The 24,365-nt window shown below is 56.8% G+C and carries 21 protein-coding genes; 13 read left to right on the forward strand and 8 right to left on the reverse strand.

The genetic code is table 11. The features are described 5' to 3' along the window. Positions 1 to 153: 153 nt before the first annotated feature. A complete protein-coding gene (locus PMI31_RS28295) occupies positions 154 to 984 on the reverse strand; it encodes an arylamine N-acetyltransferase family protein (protein ID WP_008023385.1) in 831 nt (276 codons plus the stop codon). Positions 985 to 1,188: 204 nt separating this feature from the next. Between PMI31_RS28295 and PMI31_RS31565 the strand changes: the two genes are divergently transcribed. Further along, the gene (locus PMI31_RS31565) at positions 1,189 to 1,512 is read left to right on the forward strand and encodes a hypothetical protein (RefSeq protein WP_008023388.1); all 324 of its coding nucleotides are present in this window, start codon (positions 1,189 to 1,191) and stop codon (positions 1,510 to 1,512) included. A gap of 38 nt (positions 1,513 to 1,550) precedes the next feature. On the opposite strand, the gene PMI31_RS28305 is transcribed toward PMI31_RS31565, so the two are convergent. Together PMI31_RS28305 and PMI31_RS28310 are read right to left on the reverse strand one after the other, a co-directional pair. After that, entirely contained in the window at positions 1,551 to 2,957 is a 1,407-nt protein-coding gene (locus PMI31_RS28305) for a DUF1254 domain-containing protein (protein ID WP_008023389.1), read from the reverse strand. Positions 2,958 to 3,069: 112 nt separating this feature from the next. Beyond that, a complete protein-coding gene (locus PMI31_RS28310; RefSeq protein WP_008023392.1) occupies positions 3,070 to 4,641 on the reverse strand; it encodes a sensor domain-containing diguanylate cyclase in 1,572 nt (523 codons plus the stop codon). A 209-nt stretch (positions 4,642 to 4,850) separates the two neighbouring features. Between PMI31_RS28310 and PMI31_RS28315 the strand changes: the two genes are divergently transcribed. Further along, positions 4,851 to 5,318, forward strand: coding sequence for a hypothetical protein (locus PMI31_RS28315; protein ID WP_008023394.1), 468 nt, complete (start codon positions 4,851 to 4,853; stop codon positions 5,316 to 5,318). Between the two features lie 131 nt (positions 5,319 to 5,449). Here PMI31_RS28315 and PMI31_RS28320 read toward each other — a convergent pair whose 3' ends face one another. Beyond that, positions 5,450 to 7,204: a L,D-transpeptidase family protein gene (locus PMI31_RS28320; RefSeq protein ID WP_008023398.1), complete on the reverse strand. Its 1,755-nt coding sequence runs from the start codon at positions 7,202 to 7,204 to the stop codon at positions 5,450 to 5,452. 81 nt (positions 7,205 to 7,285) lie between these two features. Here PMI31_RS28320 and PMI31_RS28325 point away from each other — a divergent pair, with 81 nt between their 5' ends. The 7 genes from PMI31_RS28325 (at position 7,286) to PMI31_RS28355 (ending at position 13,620) form a co-directional block, all read left to right on the forward strand. Beyond that, positions 7,286 to 7,987, forward strand: a complete 702-nt coding sequence (locus tag PMI31_RS28325) for a murein L,D-transpeptidase catalytic domain family protein (RefSeq protein WP_008023399.1) — start codon at positions 7,286 to 7,288, stop codon at positions 7,985 to 7,987. Between the two features lie 107 nt (positions 7,988 to 8,094). After that, positions 8,095 to 9,801, forward strand: a complete 1,707-nt coding sequence (locus PMI31_RS28330; RefSeq protein WP_008023402.1) for a copper resistance system multicopper oxidase — start codon at positions 8,095 to 8,097, stop codon at positions 9,799 to 9,801. A 10-nt stretch (positions 9,802 to 9,811) separates the two neighbouring features. Next, a complete protein-coding gene (locus PMI31_RS28335; RefSeq protein ID WP_008023404.1) occupies positions 9,812 to 10,714 on the forward strand; it encodes a copper resistance protein B in 903 nt (300 codons plus the stop codon). 52 nt (positions 10,715 to 10,766) lie between these two features. After that, positions 10,767 to 11,150 (forward strand): copper homeostasis periplasmic binding protein CopC, encoded by a 384-nt coding sequence (gene copC / locus PMI31_RS28340; RefSeq protein ID WP_008023406.1) that lies wholly within the window; start codon positions 10,767 to 10,769, stop codon positions 11,148 to 11,150. 3 nt (positions 11,151 to 11,153) lie between these two features. Beyond that, complete coding sequence (gene copD, locus PMI31_RS28345; RefSeq protein WP_008023409.1) at positions 11,154 to 12,077, forward strand: copper homeostasis membrane protein CopD; 924 nt, start codon at positions 11,154 to 11,156, stop codon at positions 12,075 to 12,077. Positions 12,078 to 12,194: 117 nt separating this feature from the next. Further along, complete coding sequence (locus tag PMI31_RS28350) at positions 12,195 to 12,956, forward strand: transporter substrate-binding domain-containing protein (protein WP_008023410.1); 762 nt, start codon at positions 12,195 to 12,197, stop codon at positions 12,954 to 12,956. Between the two features lie 235 nt (positions 12,957 to 13,191). Next, on the forward strand, positions 13,192 to 13,620 hold the full coding sequence (locus tag PMI31_RS28355) for a DUF2628 domain-containing protein (protein ID WP_008023412.1): 429 nt from the start codon (positions 13,192 to 13,194) through the stop codon (positions 13,618 to 13,620). A 50-nt stretch (positions 13,621 to 13,670) separates the two neighbouring features. Here the strand turns inward: PMI31_RS28355 and PMI31_RS28360 are convergent, their stop codons facing one another. The 3 genes from PMI31_RS28360 to PMI31_RS28370 all read right to left on the reverse strand — a co-directional run bounded on the left by PMI31_RS28360 (position 13,671) and on the right by PMI31_RS28370 (position 17,005). Next, complete coding sequence (locus PMI31_RS28360) at positions 13,671 to 13,889, reverse strand: hypothetical protein (protein ID WP_043302720.1); 219 nt, start codon at positions 13,887 to 13,889, stop codon at positions 13,671 to 13,673. 183 nt (positions 13,890 to 14,072) lie between these two features. Next, the gene (locus PMI31_RS28365) at positions 14,073 to 15,608 is read right to left on the reverse strand and encodes an alginate O-acetyltransferase AlgX-related protein (RefSeq protein ID WP_008023416.1); all 1,536 of its coding nucleotides are present in this window, start codon (positions 15,606 to 15,608) and stop codon (positions 14,073 to 14,075) included. A gap of 11 nt (positions 15,609 to 15,619) precedes the next feature. Next, a complete protein-coding gene (locus tag PMI31_RS28370) occupies positions 15,620 to 17,005 on the reverse strand; it encodes an MBOAT family O-acyltransferase (protein WP_238539324.1) in 1,386 nt (461 codons plus the stop codon). 1,257 nt (positions 17,006 to 18,262) lie between these two features. Here PMI31_RS28370 and dusA point away from each other — a divergent pair. Then, on the forward strand, positions 18,263 to 19,258 hold the full coding sequence (dusA, locus tag PMI31_RS28375) for a tRNA dihydrouridine(20/20a) synthase DusA (RefSeq protein WP_008023424.1): 996 nt from the start codon (positions 18,263 to 18,265) through the stop codon (positions 19,256 to 19,258). A 55-nt stretch (positions 19,259 to 19,313) separates the two neighbouring features. On the opposite strand, the gene PMI31_RS28380 is transcribed toward dusA, so the two are convergent. Next, the gene (locus PMI31_RS28380) at positions 19,314 to 20,147 is read right to left on the reverse strand and encodes an undecaprenyl-diphosphate phosphatase (RefSeq protein WP_008023425.1); all 834 of its coding nucleotides are present in this window, start codon (positions 20,145 to 20,147) and stop codon (positions 19,314 to 19,316) included. Between the two features lie 556 nt (positions 20,148 to 20,703). On the opposite strand from PMI31_RS28380, the gene PMI31_RS28385 reads away from it, so the two are divergent. The 3 genes from PMI31_RS28385 to PMI31_RS28395 all read left to right on the forward strand — a co-directional run bounded on the left by PMI31_RS28385 (position 20,704) and on the right by PMI31_RS28395 (position 24,171). Beyond that, on the forward strand, positions 20,704 to 21,468 hold the full coding sequence (locus PMI31_RS28385) for a winged helix-turn-helix transcriptional regulator (protein WP_043302722.1): 765 nt from the start codon (positions 20,704 to 20,706) through the stop codon (positions 21,466 to 21,468). 270 nt (positions 21,469 to 21,738) lie between these two features. Further along, positions 21,739 to 22,398 (forward strand): helix-turn-helix domain-containing protein, encoded by a 660-nt coding sequence (locus PMI31_RS28390; protein ID WP_008023429.1) that lies wholly within the window; start codon positions 21,739 to 21,741, stop codon positions 22,396 to 22,398. Positions 22,399 to 22,776: 378 nt separating this feature from the next. Then, positions 22,777 to 24,171, forward strand: a complete 1,395-nt coding sequence (locus PMI31_RS28395) for an undecaprenyl-phosphate glucose phosphotransferase (protein ID WP_008023430.1) — start codon at positions 22,777 to 22,779, stop codon at positions 24,169 to 24,171. The last annotated feature ends 194 nt before the right edge of the window (positions 24,172 to 24,365 follow it).

The following is a 24,365-nucleotide window of genomic DNA, read 5'->3' on the forward strand; positions in this document are numbered from 1 at the left end:
CTCCCCCCTGCCGAACTCAAGGGCCTGGAGCAGAAACCGGCAGAGGCCTTGCGCGAAATTCAACGGGTGATGGAGCCGGGGGTTCGGCCCTGAAACGCCAAGGGCTGATCGATCGGATCAGCCCTTGGCGATGTGATGTTTTCGATCGGCCCGCTATTGCGGCGCTGCGATCAAGCGTTCCAGGGTCCGCACCAACTGCGCCTGTTCCGGTACGCGAATGCCGAACTCGCTGCCCAGCAGGCCAATCAATTCCTGAACATCCGTCACCTCCCGCCGCTCGCTGTCGTGGCCAATCCGGTGAATCGCGAAGCTGCCATTGTTGAGCGTGCGCCGCCACCCCTCCCCAGTGCGCGCCACCATCAACTGTTTGGCGAAAGTCGACTCAGGGTGGGTCGAGACGTACCAGTTGCCCACGGCAAAATCGATGTCTTCCTGGCGTTGCAGGTCGAAGATGTACATCGCTCGCCATTCACCCGCAACGTTGGCGCGCAGGGTAAAGCCGTCGACGTGCAGATCGATGCGATACGGCTCGTGCGGGGTGAGTTGTTCGTCGCGGAAATCGAGCAGCAGTGGCGCGGTCGGTACCATGCCACCGAAGCCGACGTCGGTGATGTAGCGTACGTCGTCGATGATGACCAGGCTCAGGCGATGGGTGCGGGCAGTCCAGGCCCCCTCCGGCTGGCCCATCACCACCCGGCCACTGATGGCACGGGCGTCGAAACCCAACGATTGAAGCAAGGCCAGGAACAGGTTATTGAGTTCGTAGCAGTAACCGCCACGACCATCGTGCAAGACCTTCTGCTCGATGGACGGCAAGTCGATCAGTACCGGCTCGCCGGATAATGTGGTGAGGTTTTCAAACGGAAAAACGCCGGTATGGCGCAGTTGCAGTTGGCGCAAGGTTTCCAGGGTCGGTGCCGGAGGCGCATCGAAGCCCAGGCGTTGCAGATACAAAGCACGGTCAGTCAGGCGTGGCTCGCTCATCGTTCAGTCCTTTTGCACGCAAGCGGCGGATTGCTCCGCCAGTGGCCGCTATGTATACGGGATCAGGCACTGCGGCCGACAATTGATTTAGCCAATCACCCTGCATGAAAAACTCAACACTGTTTGTGTGAATCCAGTTGGCACCACGACTCCGCGCGCCCCTTCACACCAACATCAGGGAACGACTCATCCCAGGAGACGACCATGATGAACATCAGAATAACTTCGCTGCTCTTGGCGGGATTATTGTCGGCAACGCCCCTCGCTACTTTGGCCGCGTCCGGCGATGGCGCTGGCACAACCGGTACGACATCGGGTGCGACCCGAAGCTCAACCACTCTGCCAGACAACAACAGGCCCAGCGCCCCTTCGGGCGACTACGGCCGCGGTCAGGGCCCCAGCTCGTCAATCGGCACCACCGGCGTCAATGGTCCAGGCAGTGGCGCGGGCGGTGGCACCGGCGCTCCCGGCGGTGGAACCGGTGGCGCCGGTGGCGGGACGGGCAGCTGGACAGGCAAAAGCAGGTAATGGCGGGCAGTCATTGCCTGCTTCTTGTCGCCCGAGGCCTACATCGGCTTGACCGCCGGCGGGTTCCATTTGCCATTCAGCGCCTCGGCTTTCGGGCCGTATAAACGCATGGTCAGGTTGAACGGCCCTTTGGGCGCAGGCAGCCAGTTGGCCTCCAGATCCTTGCCGGGGCTTTCGTTCTGGAAATAGAGGTCCAGCGAGCCATCGGCATTGCCCTTGAACGGCATCCAGCTACTGACCGCAAAACGATTGAGTGAATTGGCGATCTGGAACCCTTCCGGGTCATACAGGGTGATCGACCAGAAGGCGTTCACCGGCGGCGTCTCGCCCTTATCGAAATGCAGCACGTATTTGTTTGCGCCGTCGAGCGGCTTGCCATTGCTGTCGCCGATGTTCAACGGATAGATCGCGTCCTCGGGCAGGTTGGCACCGAGCCCCATCTGCGTAACGATGGCGCGCTTGAGGTAGTAGTTGCCATAGACGCCCATGGTGTCAGTGTTCATCGACCAGCCATTGACGTCCCGCGCCAGGGTCGGCACTTTCCAGGTCATCAGGGCCTGCGCATCCTGGGGCACCGATTGCAGCGCGGCCTGGATTTGCGGGTCCAGCGCGTCCATGTTGAACGGCTTACCGGCTTCGATGCCAATACGCTTGATCTGCGCCAGCATGGGCTGGTCGGTGCTGTGCGGCGGGTTGACCTTGAGCAGGTCGGCAGCGTAAGTGAAGTAATTGGCGGCCGACATGGTATCGACCTGAATCTTCGGTGGCGTTTTCATGTCCACCTCCGGGTCGATTTTCACGGTAACGGCCTCAGGCTCTTTACCCAACCGGGACAACGGCGTCACCGTGTAGCCGGCCTGGATCTTGTGCACGGCCGCGTAATCCGCCGCGCCGTCCGTCTTGGTACGGCCGATGACCCAGACAAACGGGGTTGGCGCCGGCAGATGACTCATCCCGGCGGGCACCGTGCCGGCCCACCCCGGCGGTGTCACCAGGAATTGCCCGGCCTCGGTGCCCGTGGTGCGCCAGCCCGGCGAAGCGAACACATCCGTCCACATATCGAGCATCGGCAACAGGTAGAAACGCCCGTCGGTATCGGGTGCGGCGATCACCAGCGGCTCCTTGGTCAGGTCCAGCCAGGCAATCGAATACAGTGTGTCGAAGTTTGAACGCACCACCCCTTTGAATTCGGCAGGCGGGTACTGCGGCACACTCACAAACATGTTCATCGGGCCTTTGCCGAATTCCTTGCCTGGCTCGATGTTGGTGAACTGCTTGCGGGTAATGTCCATGCTCAGCAGAGGGTAAAAATAGATGTAGGCATCCACGCCGATCGCATGAGCTTCTTCGGCGGTGATTTTCGATTGCGCGTGGCTGGCCAGCGGGAAGATGGCAGCGGCTGCGACGGTCAAAGCAACAGCTGTCAACGCTTGAGGTATCAACATGTTGGCGATCGTCCGTGCGAAGGGAAGTCTGCCGGGCTCGACAGAACTTACGAAACTCTAGACGATCAATTCGGCCTGGCTAGTGAGACGGACAACCGGCAGGAAGAACACTTCAACGATCGGAACGCATCAACGCCTCGACACCGCTGGCCATCGACAACGTTGCCACACGGTTTCGCCCCGAATGCTTGGCTTGATACAACGCCGCGTCCGCCCGTTGGACAAACACGTCCATGCTGTCACGCCCCGACGGCACAAACGAATAGCAACCCAGACTGACCGTCACGTAACCGTTGGGCGAGCCAGTGTGACTGATGCTCTTGTCGATGACGCTGCGGCGGATCTGCTCGGCAATCGTCATGGCACCGTGGATGTCGGTGTCGGGCAGCAGCACCGCAAACTCTTCTCCGCCGTAACGCACCGCCAGATCGGCCTTGCGGTGGCAGCAATTCTTCAGCGCGCGTGCCACTTCGGCCAGGCAGTGATCCCCCACCACGTGACCGTAGGTGTCGTTGTAGCGCTTGAAGTAATCGATATCGAGCATGATCAGGCTCAAGGGGCTCGCCTGCCGGGCGCCGCGCCCGAACTCGATGTCCAGCGCCCGCTCGAACAAGCGGCGGTTGGCCAGCCCGGTCAGGCTGTCGTGGGTGGCGATCAGCTCAAGCGCCTCCTGGGCCCTGCGCAAATCCGACTCGACCCGCTCGCCCACACGCACCTGATGAATGAACACCCAACCGAACAACCCCACGCCCACTAACACCAGGGCAACGATGAGACTGGAGCGAAACGCCGTGTCGTACCAACCCGCGAGAATGGATTCCGTGGACGACGCAGCGGTGACCACCAGCGGATACGCCTCCAGCTGTCGGTAACCGTACAGGCGTGTCACGCCATCGATGATGGACGTGAACACCGCATTGCCGGAGGTGGCCAGTGGCAGGGACTTCTGGAAAATCTCGCTCTGGGCCAGCGACGTGCCGATCTGCGCCTCTACAAAAGGTCGACGCGCCAACAACGTGCCATCGGTCAAGCCGAGAAACATCGAGCCGTTGTCGTCGAGGCTGAAGCTTTTGAAGAACTGGTCGAAGTACGACATCTTGATGCCAGCCAGCAATACGCCCTGGAAGTGCCCGTTCCTGTCGTTGACCCGTTTGGAAATCGGAATGATCCACTCGCCGTTTTCCCGACTGCGGATGGCCGGGCCGATATGCGCCACCGACGATACGTTCTGCTGGTGATACTTGAAGTACTCGCGATCCGCGACCCCGGCCCCCCGGGGCAGATTTTCAAACGAGGTCACCACCCACTGGCCCTTCTGGTCGAACAGCAGGATGCCGTGCAATTGATCCAGCGCCAGCACTCGCCGGGCGAAGGTCTGCTGCAAGCGCGGTCGCTGGTCCGGGCCGAAACCGTCGACCTGAATCCAGTCCACCAGGCTGGTCAGCACCAGGTCGGCTTTCATGAAGGTGTCTTCGGCTTGCTGCGCCATGGCCCGCGTCAGGTTCGAAGACGCCACTTGCGCCAAGCTCAGATCATGGCGACGGGACTGTTCCAGTTGCAGGTAGAGCAAACCGCACAGGCACAGGCACACCGTGGCAATGAACAATACCGCGGCCTTGCGCAACGGTATGCGTTTCAATGCGACGCCTGGGGCGTGGTCCGGGTCGTTGAAGCGTGTGGGCAAAAGTTCATCCTGTCGGGGGGCAAGGCATGGGCAACGACCCAAAGCCCTCAGTCTTTGTGGGGCGTAGTTTACGGGGTTATCCATGATAAATGGGTGATCACGTGCCCAGTGGTCACACTTGCCCGGTGGTGCCGCAAACATGATCCAGGGCAGCGCTGCCTGCGCCGCAACGAGCTAAGATTAGACTGACCTCAATACAGGGAATCGACATGAGCAAGGCAGACGAGCTCGCGGCAAAATTGAAACAGACACGGCTTGCCAGCACGGACCAGGCGATCGATGCCTGGCCGGGCCAGGTCTACGAACTGTATCAACGGATAGAGGCCTGGCTGCAGCCCTTGACCGAAGTTGGCCTGGCCCTGCGGCGCAACCCCACCCACGTGTTTGAAAGTCACCCCAATGGCGACTCTTACGCTTATGCCATCGACCAGTTGGTCATCTCCGGCAACGCCCACAGCCTCACCTTTGACCCGGTTGCACGCTTCACAACCGATGGCGAGGGGCGGGTCGAAATTCACTCACAAACCGACGAGTTCGCCCTGTTGCGCACCGTGGACGAACACGGTGAAACACACTGGTGGCTACAAACGATCGAGCAGGCCACAGTGCAGCTGGACGCGGTGGCGCTGACGGAAACCGACCTGCTGGCAGTGGTGCAACGAGGGTTGGCGCTTTAGGGTGATTGCCGATCGGCTATGGGCTAACGCTAATACTGTAGGAGCGAGCTTGCTCGCGATGGACTCAAAGGCGCTGCGTTTAGCCAGTAAACACGCGGTATCGTTAACGACCATCGCGAGCAAGCTCGCTCCTACAACTTGTTCTGCCCCGTCACCACCAGCGGTATCTCTGCACGACGCAAGTCCAGAGCCGGCAACTTCACAGGCTGACTCAAGCCCTGCAGCACCCTGGCATCGAAATCATAAATGTCGGGCTTGAACGTCACCCGCCCGTCATTGCTCAGGTCCACGGTCCAATAAGCCAACAGCACCGGCACTTTCACCGGTAGCGGGATGTTCTCGGTCCTGCCATTGGCCAACTGTTTTTGAATCCCGGCACTGTTCCAGCGCACCGGGTCGTTGAACAACAACTCGACCAGTTGCAACGGGTTTTCCACGCGGATGCAGCCTGAACTGGTGGCCCGAACCGTTTTGGCAAACAGCTCGCGGTGCGGCGTGTCATGCAGGTAAATCGCATAGTCGTTGGGGAAGCGGATCGCCACCTGCCCCAGCGAACTGTCGGGCCCGGCATCCTGACGCAGGTGAATGCCTCGCGGGTTGCTCCAGTCAACGCTCGACGGATCGAGCTCATTGCCTTCGCGATCAAGCACACGAATCCGGTTGGCCGCCAGATAACCCGGATCGTTCTGGACTTTCGGAATCACGTCCTGCTTGAGGATGGTCGGCGGCACGGTCCAGGTCGGGTTGAACGTGATGTAGGTGATTTCGGCCTGGAACACCGGCGTACTGCGCACCGGCTTACCGACTTGCACCCGGGAACGCCAGATCGGCAGACCGTCGCGGTACATCGCCACCTTGTATCCGGCGATATCGACGATCACGAACGTGCCCTGAAGCTTGTACAACAGCCAGCGGGCGCGCTCCATGTTGACCCGCACCTGATCGATCCGCGCCTCGACCGGCACGTTCAGTGCCGCCAGTGTCGCCGCCCCTGCCACGCCATCGGCCCCCAGGTATTGCTCGGTCTGGTACTTCTTCACCGCGGCAATGACCTTGTCGTCGTAACCGGCTTTTTTCGACAGGTGCGGATTCAGGTAACCGCCCGCCACCAGACGCGCACGCAATTGGGCGACCGCCACCCCGTCCATGCCGGGCTTGAGCGATTGCCCTTCGGTGACTTTCGGCCAGCCGCCCGCATCACGGACCTGGCGCAACCGGGCCAGGCCTTCACGCAAGTTGCGGTAAATCTCTTCCTGAGGAGGCGCCTCGGCGAATGCACGCGCCACGTCATGGGCATCAAGGGCGGCAAACAGCTTGTTCATGTCCTCGCGGGCATCGCCGCCGGCTGGGTCGAAATTCCAGTGAATGTCCAGCCGCGACGGATCGACCTTGCCCCGCCGCAGTTGCAGCAGTGCGGTGATGAACGTGCGGGTGGCCGCCATGTCGAACGTCGCCAGTTGCGCCGTGGAAGGCATGGCCGCTACCAGCGATTCATGGGCCTGGGCCAGTTCGGAGATGCGAAAATCCGCGGGATTCAGGCCGTCGATCCGGGTGTCTTCGAGGCTCTTGAGTAACTGGGCCACATCACGGTCATCCGTCCACGCCGCGCGATAGCTGCGATGCATATAGAAATCCAGCACCACCCGGCTGACATCCACACGCTGATGGCGCCTGGACGTGAGCAACGGCGGAAAGGCCGAACGCAGCGGTTCCAGCGTCGCCTGAATCGCCTGGCCGACCGTGTCGTCGGGCGCAGCGGCATCGATTGTGCTGCTCGCCGCAGATACCGGCTCAATCGGCGAAGTTTGCCCAATCGCCGCACCGCTGATCAGAAAGCCCATAAAAAACATGCGGCTTATGACGAATGACCTTGTTAATTGCACCATGGATAATCCTTAATCCCCCGTTTCAAACGGCTAGTTTTCCGCTCGCTGCTAGACTCGAAATTATCATGATGAGACCCGACTATGGCGCTAAACCGCTTTGGCCTTTTATTTGCCATTTTACTGACGTGCCTTTCAGTAACGTCAGCCTACGCCGATTCGCTTGAAAACGCGCTGGTCAAAGCAGCACCCGGCGCCGACGCCAAAGTGATTGCCCTGGCCGTTCGCGCCACTCAATGCAGCCGCGCCCAAGGTGTCGCCCCCGCCCAAAGACTGGCGGTGATCGATTACTCCCTGCCCTCGACCGAACAACGCCTGTGGGTCTTCGACCTTAAACGACGCAAGTTGCTGTTTCACGAACTGGTCGCCCATGGCCGCAACAGCGGCGAAAACATGGCGACGCTGTTCTCCAACCGCAACGAAAGCCACGCCACCAGCCTCGGCCTGTTCCGCACCCAGGAGAGCTACCTCGGCCAGAACGGTTACTCGCTGCGCATGGAAGGCCTGGAGCCCGGCTTCAACGATAACGCCTATGACCGGGCCATCGTCATTCACGGCGCGCCCTATGTCAGCCCGGTACTGGCCCGCGCCAACGGCCGGATCGGCCGCAGCCTGGGTTGCCCGGCCGTGAGACCGGCGATTGCCCATCGGCTGATCGACTCGATGAAGGACGGGCAGTTGTTGTTTTCCTACTACCCGGACCAACGCTGGTTGAAGTCGTCTTCCTACATCAATTGCGGCGGCGACACGGTGGCCTCAAGGGAAAAGTCCACTTCACGCCGGTAAGCGACGCCCAACCTGTCAAAACTGTAATCTTCGCCTCAGCCTGCTGAAAGGCACCGCCCGCTAGCCTCGTCGACAAGTTCAACAGGCTGACGGGCGGAACACACGGCATGCACTCCCACACTTCAAGACGCACTTTCGTCAAAGGGCTGGCCATCGGCGGGCTCTTCGGCGGCCTCGGGTTATGGCGCACGCCGGTCTGGGCGATCAGCAGTCCCGGTGAACCACAGGTGTTGGCCGGTAATGATTTCGACCTGTTCATCGGCGAATCCCCGGTCAACTTCAGCGGCAGCCCACGCACCGCAAAGACTATCAACGGCGGCATTCCCGGCCCGCTGTTGCGCTGGCGTGAAGGCGATACGGTGACGCTGCGGGTGCGCAACAAGCTCAAGGACAGCACGTCAATTCACTGGCACGGCATCCTGCTGCCGGCCAACATGGACGGCGTGCCGGGGCTGAGTTTCAAGGGCATCGAGCCCGGCGGCCTGTACGTCTACCAGTTCACCGTGCGCCAGAACGGCACCTACTGGTATCACAGCCATTCGGGGTTTCAAGAACAATCCGGCGTCTACGGCCCGCTGGTGATCGACGCCAAAGACCCGGAGCCGTTCCAGTACGACCGCGACTACGTGGTGATGCTCAGCGACTGGACCGACGAAGACCCGGTCGGCCTGATGAAGACCCTGAAAAAACAGTCCGATTACTACAACTTCAACAAACGCACCGTGGGCGACTTCATCCACGACGTCAGCGATAAAGGCTGGGGGTCGACCGTCGCCGATCGCAAAATGTGGGCCGAGATGAAGATGAACCCCACCGACCTGGCGGACGTCGGTGGCGCCACTTACACCTACCTGTTGAACGGCCAGGCGCCGGACTCGAACTGGACCGGGGTGTTCCGCCCGGGGGAAAAGCTGCGGCTGCGCTTCATCAACGGCTCGGCCATGACCTACTTCGACGTGCGCATCCCCGGCCTGAAAATGACTGTGGTCGCCGCCGATGGCCTGCACGTCAAACCGGTGAGCGTCGACGAGTTTCGCATTGCCGTGGCGGAAACCTTTGACGTTATCGTCGAGCCGACCGAAGCGGCCTACACCCTGTTCGCCCAGGCGATGGATCGCACCGGATACGCCCGGGGCACCCTCGCGGTGAAGACCGGGCTGGTTGCGCCGCTGCCGCCACTGGACCCGCGCCCCCTGGTGACCATGGATGACATGGGCATGGGCGGCATGGACCACGGCAGCATGGCGGGCATGGATCACAGCAACATGGCCATGGGCGACATGCCCGGCATGCAGGCCCACCCGGCCTCGGAAACCGACAACCCGCTGGTGGACATGCAAGCCATGTCCACCTCACCGAAACTCGACGACCCCGGCATGGGCCTGCGCAACAACGGTCGCCGCGTGCTCACCTATTCCGACCTGCGCAGCACCTTCGAAGACCCGGACGGCCGCGACCCTGGCCGCACCCTTGAGCTGCACCTGACCGGACACATGGAAAAATTCGCCTGGTCGTTCAACGGCGTGAAGTTCTCCGATGCAGAGCCCCTGCGCCTCAAGTACGGCGAGCGACTGCGGATCGTGCTGGTCAACGACACGATGATGATGCACCCCATCCACCTGCACGGCCTGTGGAGCGATCTCGAAGACGAGAACGGCCAGTTCATGGTGCGCAAACACACCATCGACATGCCACCGGGCTCCCGGCGCAGCTATCGGGTCACTGCCGACGCGCTCGGCCGCTGGGCCTATCACTGCCATCTCCTGTACCACATGGAAATGGGCATGTTCCGTGAAGTTCGCGTGGAAGAATGAGGCGCACCCCATGATTCGATTCACCCCGGTTTTTTTCGCACTCGCGACCTCGACGGCGATGGCCGCCAGCGATGACATGCAAGGCATGGATCACAGCCAGATGGGCCACAGCCAGATGCAAGGCATGGATCATGGCCAGATGGACCACGGTCAGATGCAAAGCATGGACGAGGGCCAGATGCAGCCCGCCGCCCCCAGCGAAAGCCGCACGCCGATCCCGGTGCTGACCGATGCCGATCGCGCTGCGGTGTATGTCGATCCCGCCGGTCACCATGTGCACGACAACACACTCAATTCGTTTTTCCTCGCCGACAAACTGGAATGGCAGGACGCCGATGACGGCAGCACCCTGGCCTGGGACCTGTCGGGCTGGATCGGCGGCGACATTGATCGCCTGTGGCTGCGCTCCGAAGGCGAGCGCAGCAACGGCGTGACCGAAGACGCGGAAATCCAGGCCCTGTGGGGCCACGCCATTTCCCCATGGTGGGACGTCGTCAGCGGCGTGCGCCAGGACTTCAAACCCGGCGCCCCACAGACCTGGGCCGCGCTCGGCGTACAAGGCATGGCGCTGTACAACTTCGAAGCCGAAGCCACAGCCTTCATTGGCGAAGGCGGCCAAAGCGCCGTGCGGCTGGAAGGCGACTACGACATCCTGCTGACCAACCGGCTGATCCTGCAGCCGACCGTCGAGCTCAACGCCTACGGCAAAAACGATCCGCAACGGGGCATCGGCGCGGGGCTGTCCAACACCGAGGCTGGCTTGCGCCTGCGCTACGAAATCCGCCGGGAATTCGCGCCCTACCTCGGCGTGACCTGGAACCGCACCTACGGCAACACCGCCGATTTTGCCAACGACGAAGGCAAGGACCGCAGCGAAGCACGCCTCGTGCTCGGCATTCGGCTGTGGTTCTGAACAGATTCACCTCAAACCAATAACAACCGCTTCAAGCGGTAAAGGACCTTGCATGCGCCTCATCAAACCCACCACCGTCGCCATCGCGCTGATCACTGGCCTGCTCATGAGCAACCTCGCTCAAGCGCATCCCAAACTACTCTCCTCCACCCCGGCGGAAGGCGTCGAAGGTGCATCACCCGACAAGATCGAACTGCACTTTTCCGAAAACCTCGTCACCCAGTTTTCCGGCGCAAAACTGCTGATGACCGAAATGCCCGGCATGGCCCACGCCCCGATGCCGGTCAAGGCCAAAGTCAGCGGCGGCAGTGATCCGAAGGCCATGTTCATCACCCCGACAACACCCTTGACTGCGGGCACTTACAAGGTCGAATGGCGCGCGGTGTCGGCGGACACCCACCCGATCACCGGCAACGTCACGTTCAAAGTGAAATGATCGATGAACGACTCGGCCAACGTCGTGCTGCGGTTTGTGTTGTATGTGGATTTGATGCTGTTGTTTGGCGTGGCGCTGTTCGGGCTGTATAGCCTCAAAGGACGGGAGCGCCGTTCGGGGACCGTGCTGCCCTTTCGCGGATTGTTGGCGGGTTTTGCCGGACTCGGGGCATTGTTGTCGAGCGCCGGCATGGTGCTGATGGCCAGCACCATGAGCGGCGAATCAGACGTTGCCGAGTTGCGCCCTCACATCGAGATGATGCTGTTCGAGACAGACGTCGGGTTGGCCTGGGCCGTGCGGATGATTGCGTTAGCGCTCGTGGGGCTGGCGTTGATATTCAACTCACGCGCCCCCGGCATCAGCCTGGTGATCGCCACCACGGCCGGCAGCATCGCCCTCGCCAGCCTGGCCTGGAGCGGGCATGGCGCCATGGACGAAGGCAGTCGCCGCTACTGGCACTTTACGGCAGACATCCTGCACCTGCTGGTGGCGGGCGTCTGGCTCGGCGCATTGCTCGCGTTTGCCCTGATGGCTCAACCCCGGGCCCTGCAAACCGAAGCACACATTCGCTTGCTAGCCGGTGCGGTCAAGCGCTTCGAACTTGTCGGTGCGCTGATCGTTGTGATCATCACTGTGACGGGCTTAGTGAACTACCTGTACATCGTCGGGCCGAAGCTCGATGAAGTTCTACTCAGTCAGTACGGAATTCTGCTGGCGATCAAAGTACTGCTGTTTACCGGGATGCTGGCGTTGGCGGCGCTGAACCGCTTTCATCTTGGCCCCTTGCTGGAGCAGTCGCTGCGGGAGGGCCAGTATCGCGTGGCGGCCCATGCACTTCGGCGCAGTGTGGTGGTGGAAATGGCCGCGGCGGTATTGATTGTGGGGTTAGTGGCGTGGCTGGGGACGTTGAGCCCGGAAGTGGAATGAGCCATCTTCAGGGAGCGTAGATTTTTCACACCGATGAAAGTTTCACTACACTCCCCCCCTTCAAAACCACTCCAGCACAAAAGTCCGATAACAATGACGAAAATCAAAAGAGCAATGATGCTCGGCGGCTTGCTCGCACTCTCCCTTGGCGCCCAGGCAGAACCTTCGCATCTGGACAGCGTCATGCAACAGGGACAACTGCGCGTTTGCACCACCGGCGACTACAAGCCCTACACCTTCAAAGCCGAGGACGGCGAGTATTCCGGCATCGACATCGCCATGGCCCGCACCCTGGCTGAAAGCCTTGGCGTCAAGGTCGAGTGGGTGCCCACCACCTGGAAAACCCTGATGCCCGACATGCTCGCCGGCAAGTGCGACATCGCCATGGGCGGTATCTCGGTCACCCTGGAACGGCAGAAAAAAGCCTTCTTCAGCAGCATCCTGGACGTCGATGGCAAAATCCCGCTGGTACGCTGCGAAGACCAGGCGCGGTACCAGACCGTCGAACAGATCAACCAGCCCTTGGTTCGCCTGGTCGAACCTGCCGGCGGCACCAATGAAGCGTTCGTCCACGCCTACCTGCCCCAGGCGCAATTGCAGCTTCGCGACAACATCAGCATTTTTCAGGAACTGCTGGATAAAAAAGCCGACGTGATGATCACCGACGCATCGGAGGCGCTGTATCAGCAGAAGCTCAAACCCGGCCTGTGCGCGGTCAACCCCACGCACTACATGCAATACGGCGAAAAAGCCTACCTGCTGCCCCGGGACGACATCACCTGGAAGCTGTACGTCGATCAGTGGCTGCACCTGGCCAAGGCGACAGGCAACTACCAGAAGATTCTGCGGCAGTGGCTGGCGGTGCCTGAAGGCAAATAACGGCATGCCTGCCACTGAAGCGGGTTACCGCCGTCTGATCGTTTTTCCCGCAACCCATGACGCGACAACAGCATGCCAAGGCTCTTTGTCATGGATTGTTTAATCTCTTCATGTGCTTGAAACTGCTATCGCACCGGTAGCAGGCCGGTCATATGCAAGACGCGTTGATAAGCGCACCGAACGATAATTCGGTCGATGCCTCGACCGAGCAAAACCCTCAAAAAAAGGACAGACAATGAGCAGCACGGATGACTTGCAAACCTACAATGCCAAACCGAAATGGCAAGAACGTTTCGCTTTCTTTGATAAATACGGCAGCCCCAAAAGCCCCGATTTCAAAGCGGGGTTCAAGCAGTTGCCCGCGCGCAAGCGCATCCTGATCAACCTGAACTTCATCGCATTTTTTTTCGGGCCCATCTATTTTTTCGTGCTTGGGCTGTGGAAAAAGAACCTGGCAATAATCGCGATCATCGTTGCCCTATCCTTCGTCCTGGCATTGATTTTCACCCTGCTGGGTTATGAAGAAGCACCCAAGGCCTTCAACACCAGTATGAACATCGCCTGTGCAGTTATGTACGGATTGAGCGCCAACTACGCCTACTACCTGAAACAGGTAAAAGGCTCGCAAGGCTGGAATCCTTTTGAAGGTTTGAGGCTCGTCTGAGTCTCACCCAGAGCGCAACGGTGGAAATCAATCCACCGTTGCGCCACCGGTCAATCGTCGTGCAGCAATCCTGAACCATACTCGCCAAAACTGTTACCCAGCGCACTGCCATGGAAATTCATCTTGTTGGAGTTATTGGCAGGCCCCGGGCCAAAGCCGGCAGGCTGCACGGAATCGACCGAATAATTGCTATGGGTGCTCACACCCGAACAGGCGCTCAACAACAAAGCACCGGTGATCAGCGAGACTTTGACGAGGTTTGCGATCATTTTTTGATTCCTGTGGGTTGAGGCGAGGGGGACATGACCTTTGGCGGTCATGCTATGCCTCGCCTCCGCCAAGCATCATGAAACTTTGCAAGGTGACAGCGATGGTTCAGGAACCTTGCGCACCTGGCTATATTCTCCCCCCACCGGTTTGCGGATCGACATAGTCTGTAATCGCATAATCTCTTAAAGGGACGAGGTTTTTACACCAAAACTCGGGTTGTTCAGCTTGAAGTGAGTACAAGAACTTTCAGAATCAATATCCACGCGAACCCGCTTGATGGAAGCGACGGAACGCCATTTCGGTATCGTACGAAGGTCAATCAAAGTTTGCCCTGTGCGAATCGAGAACCTTGCGCTGTGCTCTTCGTCGTAGGTTGGTTGCCCATCTTCAAGCCAAAATACTTGCAGTGGAACCGATGGTGATCCGTCAGCGCAAGTAAGACCGATATTGAGATACTGCGCGTTTGACTGAGTGGCGGAATCCAAGAGCGCAAAATCGACAAAGGCGTCATTTCCACTGATTTGGTATTCGCTCTCGGACGGGCCCTGTATCAGATGATTTGACCTTACGGGTGCAACAGTCCGAACCGTCTGAAAATCTTTACCCTTAGGAAAAAAGGCCAGTGGAGGGTAAGCAGCAAACCAAGGTGTTCTCGAAGCACGCTCAACTACAGTTACAAAAACGTAATCAGGCTTGAATTCTTCAACAAGCTGAGAAAAACGACCGCCCGGCTTTATCGCCTCACTCCAATGGAGTTGAAGTACTTCGCTAAACGTTGCAGCCATCAAGGGAGACAACGATATTCCGAATGAATCTCTTAGCCAAAGAACCTTTTTGTTATTTAGCGCTCCCACAGACGTGACCAGAATTGGCGTCATTGGTGCGCCGACCACCGGGTTACCGCCTTGGCGAAGAACTTTTTTGGTATCGAAGTCAGATTCTGTTGTTTCTACGGATAGACTGGATACATGAGTTATCGGCTCGTAGTCAGTGAGGCTTGCTGTGAGTCGAAGAAAATTAGCCAAATCGCCTCCTTTTCGCGGATCGACTCGAGCTATTTCATACGTCTTTTCTGATGGCCATTGAAGTTCCGGGGCAGCTTTTCCAACCTGTTGGGCAAAGGCACGGAATGCGATCCCGGCACCCAGGTCGTTCCAGTGCGTATCCGTTTTGTAGTAGAGAGCTGCGCCCTGTGTCTCCTTGGCAGCCAACAAAGGCGGCCTGAGGTCAATGTAATGTTCCCCTCCTGTTTCTGCCAGCAGGGCATCAGTAGGGTTAGACAAAGCCGGCTTGGCCCAGGAAGGCATGTGTTCTGGGTAAATTGTACCTTTGTTCGGTCCAATCATGATTCGGAAGACTTTTACGCCCTTGCCGGCAAGGTAAGCATCCCAAGCCTCGGTAGCGGCTCCAATTTGCTTGCCAATGAGAGTGTCATTTTCCGTTGCAGAGCGCCTGTCATCGGATAGAGTTTGCTGGTACATATCACCTAGATAAAGCCAGCCATCTTTTCCAACGACCACTTGCTTCGGGTCTGTGCTGATACCAAGCGGATAGAGCAGTGTTGCCGTCCACCTGGACACGAAGTCCACGTTGTAAAGGAATGACTTTTCCTTCAGGTTGATTGCATCGCGACTCGGCGCAACAATTATGTTGATTGTTGGCACTGCAAGCAGCACCAGCAAAACCGATAACAAGAAAACGAATATGCTACGTTTCATAATTAGTGCAATCAAAAGTTGAAGTAAAGGAATACTGAGCTAGTAGCCGCCAGCGTAAAGCACATTGCTACCGAGAGCAGGGCGACGCCATAAATCAGCTTCCACCTTTCCATGTTCCCGTTTGCCATTTCCATCGAATTCTTTTGGGTTATGATCGCAAAAGCGAAGATAATTGCGAGATAAATGGGAATTTGCCCGACGAGGCTTGCGGGCATTATTTTCAAAGCCAAGTCAGACAACCAGCCACCCCAGGCCAAGTCTGATGTTGGGGTCGCAGCAATGGTATGACCAAACGCGGAGCGAAAATCGATCATTCCATCCAGCACGCGGAAGGCATCATCCAATGTCTTGGCGCGAAAAAATACCCATGTGAAGTTCACGAACATGAAGGTCACGACCCACGCGAGCACTGGTGGCATCGGGCTGCGGAAGCGTGTCCAGAACCGATGGACTACAAGAGCGCCGCCATGCATGGCGCCCCAAATCACAAACATCCATGTTGCACCATGCCATAAGCCGCCAAGAACGAATGTGGCGAGGAGATTGAAATAGGTGCGATATTTTCCAGAACGATTTCCGCCCAAAGGGATGTAAAGGTAATCGCGAAGAAAACTGCTGAGGGTAATGTGCCAGCGCCGCCAAAAATCCTGGATATCCAGCGCCTTGTAGGGCGAGTTAAAGTTTATTGGCAGCCAGATATTGAATAGTAACGACGCGCCAATCGCCATATCGCAATACCCGCTGAAGTCGAAGTAAAGCTGAAAGGTGTAGGACAGACTTGTTGCCCAGGCAGCGAAAAATCCAAGTGCCTGACCGCCATCAAATCCCGCCGTTGCCCAGACGGCAAAACTGTCTGCGATTACAACTTTCTTGAAGAGGCCGATCGAAAAGATGAATAAACCCTTCAGAATATTTGGGTATCTTTGGGTCAGTGTCCAGCGTGAGGCGAACTGCGGCATTATCTGTCGATGATGAACGATCGGCCCGGCAATAAGATGCGGGAAAAATGTCACAAACAGCGAATAATTCAGCAAGTCATATTCCGCTGTCTCTCCTCGATAGCTGTCCACCAGATAAACGATTTGCGTAAAGGTAAAAAAGCTGATCGCTAGTGGCAGCAAGATATGAGGCAGCGTGTAGCTTGTGCCCAAGACGACATTGATGTTGCCAAGCAGGAAATCAGTATATTTGAAGTAGCCTAGCAATATCAGATTGGCTGCAATGCCGGTTGTCAGTACTACTTTTCTATTGACCCCATGGTGCGGCTTTTTTATCTCACCAAGAGATTTCCCATGCGCTTGGGCAAGCCCTGTACCGATTGCGAAATTTAAAAAAATCGAACCCAGTATCAGAGGTAGGTACTGGATATCCCAATACGCATAGAAAAACAGGCTCACGGCAACCAACCAGACCTTTCCTGCGGTGATCAAGCGTCGGTGATTTAGCCAAAAATAGATAAAAAATGAGATTGGTAGAAAAAGCAGAATGAACTGCCATGAGCTAAAAATCATGTGGAATTAGGCCGATTAGGGTTAGTTTAACTAGCTGCGTGTTTGTGCCATCTCAAATGCACTGCGACAGACTATGCAACATAGCCACATCATCTTGGATAGTACCAACTCCACCAGCATTTGGAAGTTTTCTAAAAACCCATTCTGAGTTACGCCGAGCGATGAAAGCCCCAGTTTCGCAATTCAGTTACCGGTGAATTTCGATGCGCGCATGGTATCGCTGCCCTAGCGGTAAGTCTACAGATGCTGGCCCTGTGACACCTAAAGGGTTTCAACAGTCCGTAGATGGCAGCTTACAGTCACTCATGCAAACTGCTGTTTACACCTGATATGTAGAATCAGGCGGTTTACCTGTGGTTTGGGAGCACGCCGGCGTCATGAGTACCGTTAGCGTCATCTTGATAAGCACCTCATCCGATCGGTTGACTTCAGAGCGCAGCGCACGTTTTCGGCGACGCCGGCAGAACCCCCGCCTCTCCACTCACTTTGAACGGTCCATGATGGTGGCCGCCAAAGCGAATTGGTTTTCGTTGAGCGTGAACAGCAGGGAGGAAGCAGGTCTGGGTCTGGGTTTGGCACCGCTACTCCTCCGTGGAGGTCACAGCGTAACAGCAGGAAATCCTGGGCGGATAAGGGGTGGTTTACAAGTCGGCCGGGCGAAAACCATTGCCGACCATGCTGCCTTGAGAGGGTTACAGCAATTTGTGATGGATGTGTGTCGACGAAGAGGATTCCCTCGGTCGGCATCGAATGTAGGAGATTTTGGCCAAGAACGAGAGAGTTCTAGTAGAGGCATTGTGCCAATATCTGATGAGGTTCCGCGAATTTTTCAAGGTCGTCGCAATGGAACCACTATTCATCATGCACACTCCAGAAATCTGGTTGCTGCTTGCTTCCCTTTTCCCTTGTGTATTCATCCCGATGTCTTTCCTGTCGCGACGAATACCGTCACTTGTTCCTGAAGAATAAAGTAAGAATAAAGAATAAAGGGGACGGATTTATTTACTCATAGCTTGCTTTGCTAAATTACCCCAACCCTTTGCTCATACGCCCTGAACAATTGCAGCGAGACTCGTCTGCGCCCTATCAGCCCATTCCTGATAAACTCCCCCACCTCCCAGCCTCACCGATTCCAGATCCCCCATGTCCGTAACCACCGCCACACCCGCCCCGCTCTCCCGCCGTTTCTCCGTCGCGCCCATGATGGATTGGACCGACCGCCACTGCCGCTTTTTCCTGCGTCTATTGTCGAAAAACGCCCTGCTCTACACCGAGATGGTCACCACCGGCGCCCTGCTCAACGGCGATCACGAACGTTTCCTGCGGCACGACGAGGCCGAACACCCGCTGGCGTTGCAACTCGGCGGTAGCGTGCCGCTGGACCTGGCCGCGTGTGCGCGAATGGCGCAGGAGCATGGTTACGACGAGGTGAACCTGAATGTCGGCTGCCCGAGCGATCGGGTGCAGAACAATATGATCGGCGCGTGCCTGATGGGGCATCCGCAGTTGGTGGCCGATTGTGTGAAGGCGATGCGTGATGCGGTGTCGATTCCGGTGACGGTCAAGCACCGGATCGGGATCAACGGGCGGGACAGTTACGAGGAGCTGTGTGATTTCGTCGGCACGGTGCGGGATGCCGGGTGCACCAGTTTTACCGTGCACGCGCGGATTGCGATTCTGGAGGGGTTGTCGCCGAAGGAAAACCGCGACATTCCGCCCCTGCGTTATGACGTGGCGGCACGGTTGAAGGCAGACTTTCCGGAGCTGGAGATCATTCTCAACGGTGGGATCAAGTCCCTGGAAGCCTGCCACGAGCATTTACAGACATTCGACGGCGTGATGCTGGGCCGCGAGGCGTATCACAACCCTTATGTGATGGCCGAGGTGGATCAACAGCTGTTTGGCAGCACGGCACCGGTGATCAGCCGCGCCGAGGCGCTGGCGCAGTTGCGGCCTTATATTGCGGCGCATATCGATGCCGGTGGTTCGATGCACCACATCACCCGACATGTACTGGGGCTGGGCACCGGGTTCCCGGGGGCGCGCAAGTTCCGGCAGTTGTTGTCGGTGGATATCCACAAGGCCAAAGAGCCTTTGGCGTTGCTGGATCAGGCTGCCGGGTTGCTTGAAGGGCGTTGATGCCCGGCTACTCCAGCCATTTCAGCCAGGCAGTCTGATCCGCCTGGCTCACCTGTCAGCCTGCGGCCGCCGCCGTCCAGTTCACCCAACCGAATGCCCAGGTTGCCAGGATCAGCAATCCGAAAACGATCCGGTACCACGCGAAGGCGGCATAACTGTGGTTCGCAATGAACTTGAGCAAGCCGCGTACGGCGATCATGGCGAAAAAGAACGCGGTGACGAAGCCCAGGGCGAAAACCGGCAGGTCGCTGGTCTGGAACAGGCCCCGGTACTTGTAGCCTGAATACACCGCCGCACCGACCATGGTGGGCATCGCCAGGAAGAATGAGTACTCGGTGGCGGCCTTGCGCGACAGGCCAAACAGCAAGCCGCCGATAATGGTCGATCCGGAGCGGGAAGTGCCGGGTATCATCGCCAGGCATTGCGCGAACCCTACCTTCAGCGCATCCGGCCAGCGCATGTCGTCGACATGGTCGACGTGCACCACGTGGTCCCTCTGCTCCGCCCACAGCATGACAATACCGCCCACGACCAATGCGACTGCCACGGTGATCGGGTTGAACAGGTAGTGATGAATCTGGTCGGCGAACAAGACACCCAGAACGACTGCCGGAAGAAAACCGATCAGCAAATTCAGCGTGAAACGTTGTGCATTGCGTTGGGTCGGCAGTCCTTTGACGATCTCTACAATCTTCGGGCGAAACTCCCAGACAACGGCAAGAATTGCGCCTAGCTGAATAATAATATTGAACGCCATGGCGCGTTCACCGCCAAATGCCAACAAGTCTGCAACAATAATCTGGTGGCCCGTACTGGAGATGGGCAAAAACTCAGTCAGGCCCTCTACCGCGCCTAAAATCAACACTTTGAGAAGAGTCCAGAAATCCATTAATCCTCCATCAGACCGATCGTTGAGAGCGGTCCGTCAACTGCACTCAGATGTTGAGCAACTTAAGCAAAACAATCGAAACATCCACACCCATTACCTGATGTAGCCGGGGAGAATATGTCTTATCAAAAGGCACACTCAAGCCATGTTATTAATCGTCCGCCTACGAACACCTTGCGCAAATATTTAGATGCTCAGTAGAAAAAAATCGCGCCATTCAATAAAATGTGACCGCTCTCACACTATTGGTATTTCTACTGGAACTACCACCCTGGATGCATGATGGCACACACATAGCCAAACAGTGGCAAAAGGACATAAAAAACAAATCGCCATCGATTCAAAATAGTGGCACAATTCCATATTGCCACCATCTAACGACGTCATTTCACTAGTTCAGGCAGCCCAGAAAATCAACTAAAAGCTTGAAAAGCTTAGTTATTGTTAGAAAACTCGGGAGCCACGTCTAAAAATCGCGTAAATGTTACCAATTGTCAGTCACAGATGAGAACCGGTGCTTTAACATCCCGATGTCAGCACCTTTTCGAGTCAATGCATGATGCTTACAGGGAACTTAGCGACTAGAAGCCATCGCCAGACAAACGATGAACCCGGTGTTCTCACTCTGGGTCGTACCCGTGGCGTGGCTGAACATTTTAGAGCGCTAGTCGCAAGGCATGTGCGGACCGATATGGCATTAGAGGCCAATTCGTACACTAGTTCATCCAACAAGAATGAACGCCCCGGTTCGTATCGCGCCATCTTCATCGTCATCGACAGCCCCCCGGCCCTCGAGGAAAGCCTCGCGCTAGTAGAAAACCTGCGCACCGGCAACTTGAAGCCCATCATTTGTGCGGTCATCACGGGCCGAGGCGCCTACAACAAGATAAAGTACTATCTTGCGGGGGCCGACTACTGCATCAAATTCAATACCCTGTCCGACGAAGGCTCCGAGTTGCTTGCCGAATTCTTTAACAGTGAAGAATGGCAAAGAGATATCAATCTGATATTGGACCCCACCCGTATTTGTCTACTGGGTACCAGCAAGAAGCTGGACATCTCATTTGCAGAAATGAAGATTCTGGAAGCCTTTGCGCAGACCAGTAACCACATATTAAGTCACGATGAAATTGCCAACATCATGGGGCTCAATAGCAATTTTTATGACCCCCGGGCGCTGGAAAAATCGATCAGTCGTCTTCGTGGAAAAATCAAGGACATGTACGGCACAAACGCCATCCAGAGCATCCGCGGGCATGGATACCGCTTGATGAGGGGGTTGATTTCAACCCCCCGACCGACAGAAAAACCGGCACTTTAATATCAAACTGCCGGTTGATTTCCTCAATGATACAAAGATCTCGAATTCATCGTTTTTTGTACTTGATACCAAAGGCAATTTATTGTTTCCATGACCGTAGCAACATCGAACCATAAAAATAAAAGTTTATTCTATAGCAGCAGATCGAGTGGAACCTATCGAGGGCCAAATTTGGGCCCAGACCCTGCCTTTCGATTATTTCCGAGGGAGTCATTGCTCCCCTGCCGATCATCTTTTAGCCAAATTTGGTGTGTACCTCAGGAGAGAGACATGGAAATCAGTACAACCCTCCCAAGAAAATACTTTGTCGTCGTGACCCACAGCACAACGTCGCAGCGCGAACTTGAGAGCATTCTGTCCAGTGAGCGCTTCAACTCGTTTGGGACCTCCCAGGCACAAATGTTTATTGAAGATGTTGCTTCGCCCTCTTCCGCTCCAGTGCTAATGGATTTCACCTACCCAAGCGTTTCAAGGAAAAACGTCGCGCGCAGTATCGAACATGATACGCAGCGATTATTGGCCACCCTGGAATCAGAATGGCTGGCAGCACAATCCGCTAATCCATTCCACAGCATGCCGGCAACAGCAGTGGCAGCCAGCGATATTGCGCAAACAATCGAGGGCGACACTCCTTGCAGCGAAGCCTGGCAACTCGACAAAGATCAAAGCGTATTGGTAAAAGAGGGTGTCGAGATCAGCCTGACCGGATTGGAAGCCGCGCTGGTAAAGAAAATGCTGAACCATGAAGAGCGTGTCGTAAGTCGTGACGAACTGATCCTCAGCATCGGCAGAGAGCCGGCACAATATCGCGGTCTGGAAATGTGCCTGAGTCGTTTGCAAGAAAAATTCAAAAATGCCAGTAACGGTGAACGACTGTTTCGTGCAGTGAGAAATCGTGGCTATTGCCTGATACAGGAAATCGTGGTGTAAGCCTCCCCAAGCGAATAAAACAAACAGAAAGCAGTGCGATTACAAAAACAAAAAGAGCACTCTGTTTGGTTCCACCCCCGCGTTAGCCAGCCCCTCTTACCCCCCTACAATACCAAACACCTCCTTAATTATTCACCTCCTTCGACTCGACCTTTTCTAACGCTCGACCTTTCTAAAACTTTAATAGTTGGCACTTTGCCATCTTGTTAGAACTCGTCAGACAGCATCTCCACCAATAACTTAGTCTATTGACTGACGACAGTTCGGCATATCGACGTTGTTACCTCAGGACACTCGCTCTAACAACAACAATAAGCCTACTTAACAACTCGGATTTCAACTGTCGAAACCTGAATGGACGTCTTTTGGGGATATTGTATGGATCTTACTCTTAGTATCAATCGAAACACCGGCCTCAAGGGACTTACCTTTTGGGGGCAATGGGCGCTGGCACAGGGTTTTGTAGTTTCCTTGTTGTTCATTCTTGCTGAACAGCACACTGGAACAGTCGAGTTCTATTACCGCATGTGCGCAACGCTCGCCGTACTGGCCTCGGTTCCGGCTTATACGTTTAGCGGCGTGTACCGAAAAAGAGACAATTATCTGACAGGGCTGGGACGCCTGTTCATGGGTTGGTCCATGACGATGGCAGCGCTGGCCTGCATCGCGTTTATCTGTAAGGCCGATGAGCTGTTTTCCCGGCAAGTCATCCTGGGTTGGGCGGTGTACGGCTTCCTCGGTCAGGCGTTGCTTTATGCACCGCTGCATGCGTTCTCGAAGTTCTACCAGCGGTCACGTAAAAGCGAGCATAAAACCCTGATCGTCGGCACCGGTGAACTGGCGCTGGGATTGGCGAACAAGCTGAGCAACATCGAAAACCTGCCGTTGGTGGGGCTGGTCAGCAATGGTGCCCTTCCTTCCCTGGAGCCGGGCGCACCGCGCATCGTCGGTGCCCAGGAGGGCCTGCTGGACCTGATCAAAACCCATGACATTCGTCGTTTGTACATCACTCTGCCCCTGTCGGAAGCGGCAAAAATCGAAGCCATGTACGTCGATTTGCTGGATGCCAACGTTGACGTGGTCTGGGTGCCGGACTTGAACAGCCTGACGCTGCTCAATCACTCGGTGAAAGTCGTGGACGGCCTGCCGGCGATCTACTTGAACGAAAGTCCGCTGACCAGCCGGCCCACTGCTGCGTTGAGTAAAAGCCTGGTGGAAAAAAGTGTGGCCCTGCTGGCCATTATCCTGCTGAGTCCGGTTTTGCTGGTCATTGCACTGGCCGTAAAGCTCAACTCGCCCGGCCCGGTGTTCTTCAAGCAGGACCGCCATGGCTGGAACGGCAAGGTGATTCAGGTCTGGAAGTTCCGCTCCATGCGTGTGCACGATGATCACGAGGTCAAGCAGGCCAGCCGTAACGACTCGCGTATCACCGCCGTCGGACGCTTCATCCGTCGCACTTCGCTGGACGAGCTGCCGCAACTGTTCAATGTGCTGCAGGGACACATGGCGCTGGTCGGCCCGCGCCCTCACGCCGTCGCGCACAACAACTACTATTCCGGGAAAATCCTCGCCTACATGGCGCGCCATCGAATCAAACCGGGCATTACGGGCCTTGCGCAAATCAACGGTTGCCGTGGCGAGACGGACACCATCGACAAGATGCAGAAGCGTGTCGAGATCGACCTCAAGTACATCAACAACTGGTCGTTGTGGCTGGACCTGAAGATTCTGGTGAAGACGCCGTTCACGTTGTTGTCGAAGGACATCTACTGATGGATTAGGGCTGCGCAACGCAACACCGCAAGGGGACGCAAGTCCCCTTTTTCGTGGCTGTGATTCGGGAGATGGGGGTCTGCCCGGATTTCTGGATCACCAAAAGACCCGTGTGGGAGCGTGGCTTGCCGGCGAAAGTGTTGGGTCAGTCGACATCAAAGCTGAATGTGCCGACGCCTTCGCGAGCAAGCCCG

It is taken from the genome of Pseudomonas sp. GM55 (assembly GCF_000282395.1).
GTDB lineage: Bacteria > Pseudomonadota > Gammaproteobacteria > Pseudomonadales > Pseudomonadaceae > Aquipseudomonas > Aquipseudomonas fluorescens_CC.